The sequence below is a fragment of the Sulfuricurvum sp. genome (assembly GCF_049305995.1).
In the GTDB taxonomy this organism is placed as follows: domain Bacteria; phylum Campylobacterota; class Campylobacteria; order Campylobacterales; family Sulfurimonadaceae; genus Sulfuricurvum.
This window is the reverse complement of sequence record NZ_JBAQPS010000229.1, coordinates 1-6,567: the sequence shown is the minus strand read 5'-3', so window position 1 is coordinate 6,567 and position 6,567 is coordinate 1. Positions and strand designations below refer to the sequence as shown.

The 6,567-nt window shown below is 36.2% G+C and carries 5 protein-coding genes; all 5 read right to left on the bottom strand.

What is annotated here, in order from left to right; all coding sequences use genetic code 11:
* Positions 1 to 87: 87 nt before the first annotated feature.
* Entirely contained in the window at positions 88 to 876 is a 789-nt protein-coding gene (locus WA010_RS07975; protein ID WP_422556601.1) for a hypothetical protein, read from the bottom strand.
* The gene (locus WA010_RS07970; protein WP_422556600.1) at positions 869 to 1,483 is read right to left on the bottom strand and encodes a response regulator transcription factor; all 615 of its coding nucleotides are present in this window, start codon (positions 1,481 to 1,483) and stop codon (positions 869 to 871) included. Before WA010_RS07970 ends, WA010_RS07975 begins: the two co-directional genes overlap by 8 nt.
* Positions 1,483 to 2,826: an HlyD family type I secretion periplasmic adaptor subunit gene (locus tag WA010_RS07965; RefSeq protein ID WP_422556599.1), complete on the bottom strand. Its 1,344-nt coding sequence runs from the start codon at positions 2,824 to 2,826 to the stop codon at positions 1,483 to 1,485. Before WA010_RS07965 ends, WA010_RS07970 begins: the two co-directional genes overlap by 1 nt.
* Entirely contained in the window at positions 2,823 to 4,967 is a 2,145-nt protein-coding gene (locus WA010_RS07960) for a type I secretion system permease/ATPase (RefSeq protein WP_422556598.1), read from the bottom strand. The genes WA010_RS07965 and WA010_RS07960 overlap by 4 nt, the downstream gene beginning before the upstream one ends.
* A gap of 3 nt (positions 4,968 to 4,970) precedes the next feature.
* Positions 4,971 to 6,567: TolC family protein (locus WA010_RS07955; protein ID WP_422556597.1), on the bottom strand; the 1,597-nt coding region annotated here is incomplete at its 5' end.

The window sequence follows — 6,567 nt, the reverse complement described above, 5'->3', positions numbered from 1 at the left end:
CATGATGACTCCCTCATTCCTGACTTATAGTTTTACAAGTATGTCAAGAAAAGAGAAACATGTCTATTGTCCAATCGGACAATAAAATTAAAATTTTTCGAGTAGAATATGCCGAAATTCTTTTAGTTCGTAGATAAAGTGGTAATATAAGAGATATTTATTTTTTAATGTATTCCCCTGCAATGAAGGATCGATAATATATAAAATACGATCAATCTGAGATAACAACATCACATAATCAACAATGCCATTCTCCAATTCTGCATATTTATACAAAGAAAGAAAGCAAATATAAATCATATAGAAATTATCCACAATGCGATCGATCATTCGATCGGCATCGATTTCTAGTCTGGATTCCAGAGCTTTAATCAAGTCCGATAGCTCTTTTTGAGTAGTTTGATAACTGTTAATTTCAGTACCGTATCTCCACTGACTAAACCGTTTTGCCTTAAATTGGTTCAACTGAGATTCGATTCCTTTGAGTATCTCTCTAGCATAGTCCAAAAGTTGAATCATAATTACCATATTTTTTTCACTCAATGCCATATACTCATTAGATATATCACTATTGATCGGATCTATAAAACGAGAAAGAAACTCTTCTATTTGAAGATAAAACTGCTGTGCTGTAACATCAGTTATATTGATATTACACATTGTCTTTAGAATAAAAGCCACATGTTCACCATCTGCTTCTTCCAATTCTTCTTTGCATGTTGCTACAATCCCATCAAATCCTCGTACCATCAACTGCGTGATATGAGTATCGGTGCAAGGCACTGTTTCATAGACTTCTTCAGGAACATACTTTCTCATCGTCTCAATGAGAAAATCAATTTGCTCGTGTATAGATACCACTGGTGAATTAGGCACGTAAATTCCTTTTGCCCCAAAGTGCCAATGCAACACGATCATGTAAATCCAATTTATGATAACATGCAAGTAAATGAGCTTTGACCGTACGTTCAGAAATCTCCAATTGCTCAGCAATTTGTCTATTGGATAAACTCTTAGATACATAATGTGCGATCTGAATCTCCCGTTCACTTAACCTATCTATTTCATTTTGAGCCTCTAGCGTATCCGATACCGATAAGTTTCCTATGATATCTTGTACGATACCGGGGTCAAACCACATGCCTCCATTTTGAATACTTTGTATGGCACTGTTTAAATTGAGTAAAGAACTATGGGTATTCATATACCCCTGAATACCCATTTTCATTAAGTGAACACATTGATCAAACCTCGGCAAAGAGGTCATAGCGATTGCATTGCAATTATACATATGAATAATCTCTGAAAGTTCATGGTAACTCATTTTAATCGAATCAATATCTATCAGCAAAACCCATTCGGACGGATTAAGCGACTTATCCGTTTTATCTAAATCAACAATATTTATCCCCAGTAAAGACAATTTCTTTACCAATAAAGTTTCAAACGTTTTAGATTCACAGATAAGAATAGTATTCATCATCATTTCTCCGTTAATGCGTTTTGTCTGGCTTTTATAATAGGCTTGAGAAGGTACTGTAAAATTGTTTTTTTACCGGTAACGATATCGACTGTTGCCACCATTCCAGGAATAATATTAACCGTTGCTAAACGGATATTTTGTGCACTTTTTTGGTCGATCTTTACTTTAACGATATAATAACTTTCCTGTTTTTGTTGGTCAATAATCGTATCGGAACTAATCTGATACACATCACCCATCATACCTCCATAAATAGAGAAATCATACGCAGAAAACTTAACAATTGCTTTTTGCCCAGGATGGATAAAAGCGATATCAGACGGCTTGACTTTGGTTTCGACCAAAAGACTGGCTTCACTCGGAACAATTTCAGCAATATCCATCCCAGGACGTATAACGCCTCCGACCGTATTAATAAATAACTGCTTAACAATACCATTGACGGGTGCAATAATTTGCGTACGGTCAACTTGATCTTGCAATGGAGCAGAACCGGCATTTAAACGTTCGAGTTCAGCATTTGTCTCGCTCAGATCCTGTTTTGCTTTGGTTTGATAATCAATTTTTTCTTGAACCATTTTATCTTTTAATTCAATAATAGCAAATCTTAGGCGTGGCAGGGCATTATTAGCCTCTTCGCTTTGACGTTCGATATCATTTCGTTCACGCTGAAGCTTCAAAAAATCTACCTTAGCCTCGATCCCTTTACCTAACATAGATTGTGCAATTTGTTCTTCTTTTAAGATCAACTGTTTGCTTTGTTCCAATAATACTTTTTTTGATTGAGCATCTTCATACTCACTGATTTTTTGATTCAATTGTTCATTGAGGATTTTAATTTTATTAACCAGCTGATTTTTATTACTTAGATAAATAGATTGTTCATGCGGAAGAAATTTTTCTACAAGCTTTTTTTCATTCTCAGGTATGTAAAAGTCAATAGCGGATGCTTCAGCAACCAAACGGTACATTCTGGATTTTAATTCACCGTATTTTAGACGATTTTCTTCAAATTCACTGACAGGTTTAACATCGCTTAGACGCAATAAAACCGCTCCGCGTTTAACATGATCACCCTCATGAACCAATATCTCTTTTACGACTCCACCTTCTAGATTTTGAATTACCTGCAAATGGGTAGATGGAATAACTTTACCATCCCCTTTCGTAATTTCATCGATTTCAGCTAATCCCATCCAGACTATACCGCCTACGATCAAAGCACTAAACGACCATATAAAAATTCGAGAACCGTTCGTCACATTTTTTTTGGCGGCTTTATTAAAACTGGACATGTATTCAAGGTCTTCAGCATGGCTGAATAAACGGTGTCTATATTTCATGCATGTCCTTTAGAAAGTTTTTGTAAAATCTCATCTTTTAGACCGTCTGCAATAACTTTACCCTCTTCTAAAACAATCAGCCGATCAACAAGATCCAAAAGCGATGTTTTATGGGTAATAAGGATCACCGTTTTATCTTGAAATGCTTCAATGAGATTTTTCTTTAATTTTTCTTCTGTCATACTATCCATCATATTGGTAGGCTCATCCAATATCATGATAGGAGCTTCTGAAATGATAGCTCTGGCAATCGCAATACTTTGACGTTGACCACCGGAAATCCCTTCTCCTCGTTCACCAACATTCATATCAAACCCACGAGGATGTTTATTTACAAACTCTTCAACACCGCTGATACGGGCTGCTTTAAATATCATACGCTCATCGGCTGATGGCTCTCGAAAAATAAGATTGTCACGAACCGTACCTTTCATAAGGCTAATATCTTGAGGTATATAACCGATATTTTTTCGCAAATCAACCGGATCAATCTGATAGATATCGACTCCATCAACCAAAATCGAACCTTCTTCTATTTCGTACAAACCAAGCATCAATTTTTCAACCGTTGTTTTACCCGATCCGATCCGACCGACGATCCCTACTCGTTCCCCTTCTTTGATCGAAAAACTCACATTTTGAAGTGAATATTTATCTTCACCAGGGTATTTGAAAGTAACGTTTTTAAATTCAATATCTCCTTTTAGTGAGAGGCGTTTTAGAAATTCAACTCCGTTAGGATGTTCTGATGGCATATTCATAATATCGCTAAGCGTCTTATAAGAACTTTTAACATTTTCATAGTTTGACATCAAGGAAGCCACCTGACCTAGTGGAGCCATTGCTCGTGATGCAAGCATTACGACTGCGATCAATGCACCCATTGTCAAAGCTTTGTCTTGAATCATGTAAACACCGGCAAGAATCATAAAAACAGTCGTCATCTGAACCAAAAGGTTTGTAACCGTTGGGATAGAAGCCGTCAGAAGTTTTGACTTCAATCCTACATCCGCGATATACCCGTTTGATTCCTCCCATTCCCACTGAACTTGACCATTTGCTCCCATAGTCTTAATCATTTCAAGATTCATAAGACTCTCAACCAATACACTACTCTTATTAGCAGAAGCTTTTTGTGTCAGTTCAATCGATTTTTGTAACGGTTGTTTAACTGCCAATGTATACAGTAAGATTAACGCTCCAAGTCCCATAGGAATCACAACGATCCATCCACCAAGCATCCAAATTACAAACAAGAAAATAATCAAAAATGGTAAATCAACCAACGCAATCATCGTAGAAGATGAGATAAAACTTCGAAGCGCATCAAATTCACGTAAATTATTAGCAAAAGAACCTATCGATTTAGGACGAACCTGCATACGTATATCAAGAACTTTTTCAAACAGTATGGATGAGATGATAACATCGGTTTTTTTAGCCGCTATCTCAAGATAATAACTTCGCGTAAATTTCATAATAGCATCAAGAATATACACCAACACAATACCGCTTGCCAAAACCCACATCGTTTCCATAGCATTATTAGGAATGACCCGATCGTATACATTCATTGTAAAAAGTGGACTGGCTACTAAGGCAATATTGATAATCAATGAAGCTAAAATCACATCGCGATAAATAAAACGCGACATCCATAACGTTCCCCAAAACCAATGTCCCGTTGTATGTTCATCACTTTTTTTATGAGCTCCTTCCACCACATACTCTTTTTTAAGATAAAAAGCATAACCGATATATTCTTTCTCCAAATCATCGATTTTCACCCATGATTCACCCTCTGCGATTTCAGGTAGAATAATTTTTGCCATACTTCGATCTTCATTAAACCGTTCAAGGATACATGCACCTTTTCCACCCAAGACTAAAATGGCAGGCAGAACCAATGAGGAAATCTCACTAAGCTCTTTTTTCACAATTTTTGTACTTAATCCAGCTTTTCGAGCTGCTCGCGAAAAAAGCCCTTTTGAACTATTTAACGAAAAAAGTTCAGGTGATTGTTTCCCTTTTTCCAAAGGCAATCCGGCTATCAATGATGCCGCACTGTGAGGTACATGATAGAGTTTCGTATAAAGAACCAGACAACCAAGCAACGGATCAATATCATTCTGATGTAACATCTTTTATTCCTTGTTCTGATTAGTACTTTTATTAATTAGCGGCGGTGGTGCTTTAACGATTGACATACGGTTGCGTAATGATGATTGATTACCTAACGTTATACCCAAATCTTTTAAACGTTCTTCTAGTGATTTCATCCGTTCATCCTGTTTTATCGGTTTTGATATAGCTCTTTCAGTACTCTTCTTTTTACCTTTAGGTATAGGAGTTACACTGGTCTGTTTGGATAAAAAAGCATCTTGTCTCGAATAATAATGATCAGCAATTTTTCTGGCAGCTTCTCCATTCCCGGATAGATACTCTTGTTCATATATCTTTTCAGCTTCTTCCCACTGCCCGTTTATATCAAATTTTTTTCCTTGTTCCATCACATCTGAATATACAGTTTTTGTTACATTGACATCTGGATTAGCCGATGCCTTAGTACACACCAACATCTCCTCATGGGTTTGAATATTACCCGCTTTGATTAATTTTTGGCGCCAAAACTCTGCTTTTACATCATCTTTCTGAAAACTATTTTGACCATCACGATAAAAACTCCAAACAATTTTATACGCTGGAGAATACCCCTGTCTCGCGGCTTCTTGATACCAATAAGCCGCTTTGGCTTTATCTTCAGCAACACCGATACCTCGATTGTACATTCTGCCGAGCATAAATTGCGCCTTCGGATCACCTTCACGTGCAATATCGACAAATAAGTGAAATGCTTTAAGTTTCATATCAGTTTGTTCGTACATTTGTTGTGCTTCTAAAAATTTACTACTGCTTCCGCAGGCTTGGGTCAATAACGGTTGTTGCTTATCAGCAACGTTACCTATTTTTATACTTTTACTTTTCCAATACAGAGCTTTCTTAGCATCAACCTCTGTCCCATATCCATTTTGATACATTGTAGACAATATTTTCATGGAAACCGAATCTCCGTGTTCAGCCCCTTTTTGATACCATTCAAAAGCTTTTTTTATATTTTTATCATTGACTTCTTCTTTCGAAGATAACATACTTTCATTGGTATCCACTAAAATAATATTATTAGAAACATTGTTTTCATTTAAGATGAGATTAGCTTTAGTATCCACAAATTCATATTGTTGTGTTTCAGGAAGAATTTGGCATCCATTAATATTAAATTGTTTATCTACTGAATTTTGGCAAATAACTACCGGATGTTCTGATTCTACTTCATCCAAATCATACTTATAAGTTTTTTGCTTATTGCCGGTAACTTCGATATTAAAATAAGTGAGGAATTCCCCTTTTGCATCCAAAATACGATATTGTGAATAAAGTAAATCATATCGATTTTGAATAAGTTTACGACGAGCAGTATTGTACTCATCTTCCGAATCGAGAAGATCCATCAAACTGCGACGACCCAAATCAAATTCTTGTTGATAATAACCTTTTTTATGCAAATTCGATTCTTCATACATGATCAAAAAATCTTTTTGTTTGTTTAGGCTAGTATAGGCATTATACGATAACCCCATCCCTTCGAGCACTTCTCTTTGAAGCGCGTGAAGTTTCTCGGTGGAATTTTCAATTTCGGAAACAGCCCTCTCAACACGAGCATAATCACTTCCACCTTTAAAT

Bases quoted from the DNA above. Each gene is read 5' to 3' on its own strand.
- WA010_RS07970 (WP_422556600.1), bottom strand. From the start codon at position 1,483: ATGATGAATACTATTCTTATCTGTGAATCTAAAACGTTTGAAACTTTA.
- WA010_RS07965 (WP_422556599.1), bottom strand. From the start codon at position 2,826: ATGAAATATAGACACCGTTTATTCAGCCATGCTGAAGACCTTGAATAC.
- WA010_RS07960 (WP_422556598.1), bottom strand. From the start codon at position 4,967: ATGTTACATCAGAATGATATTGATCCGTTGCTTGGTTGTCTGGTTCTT.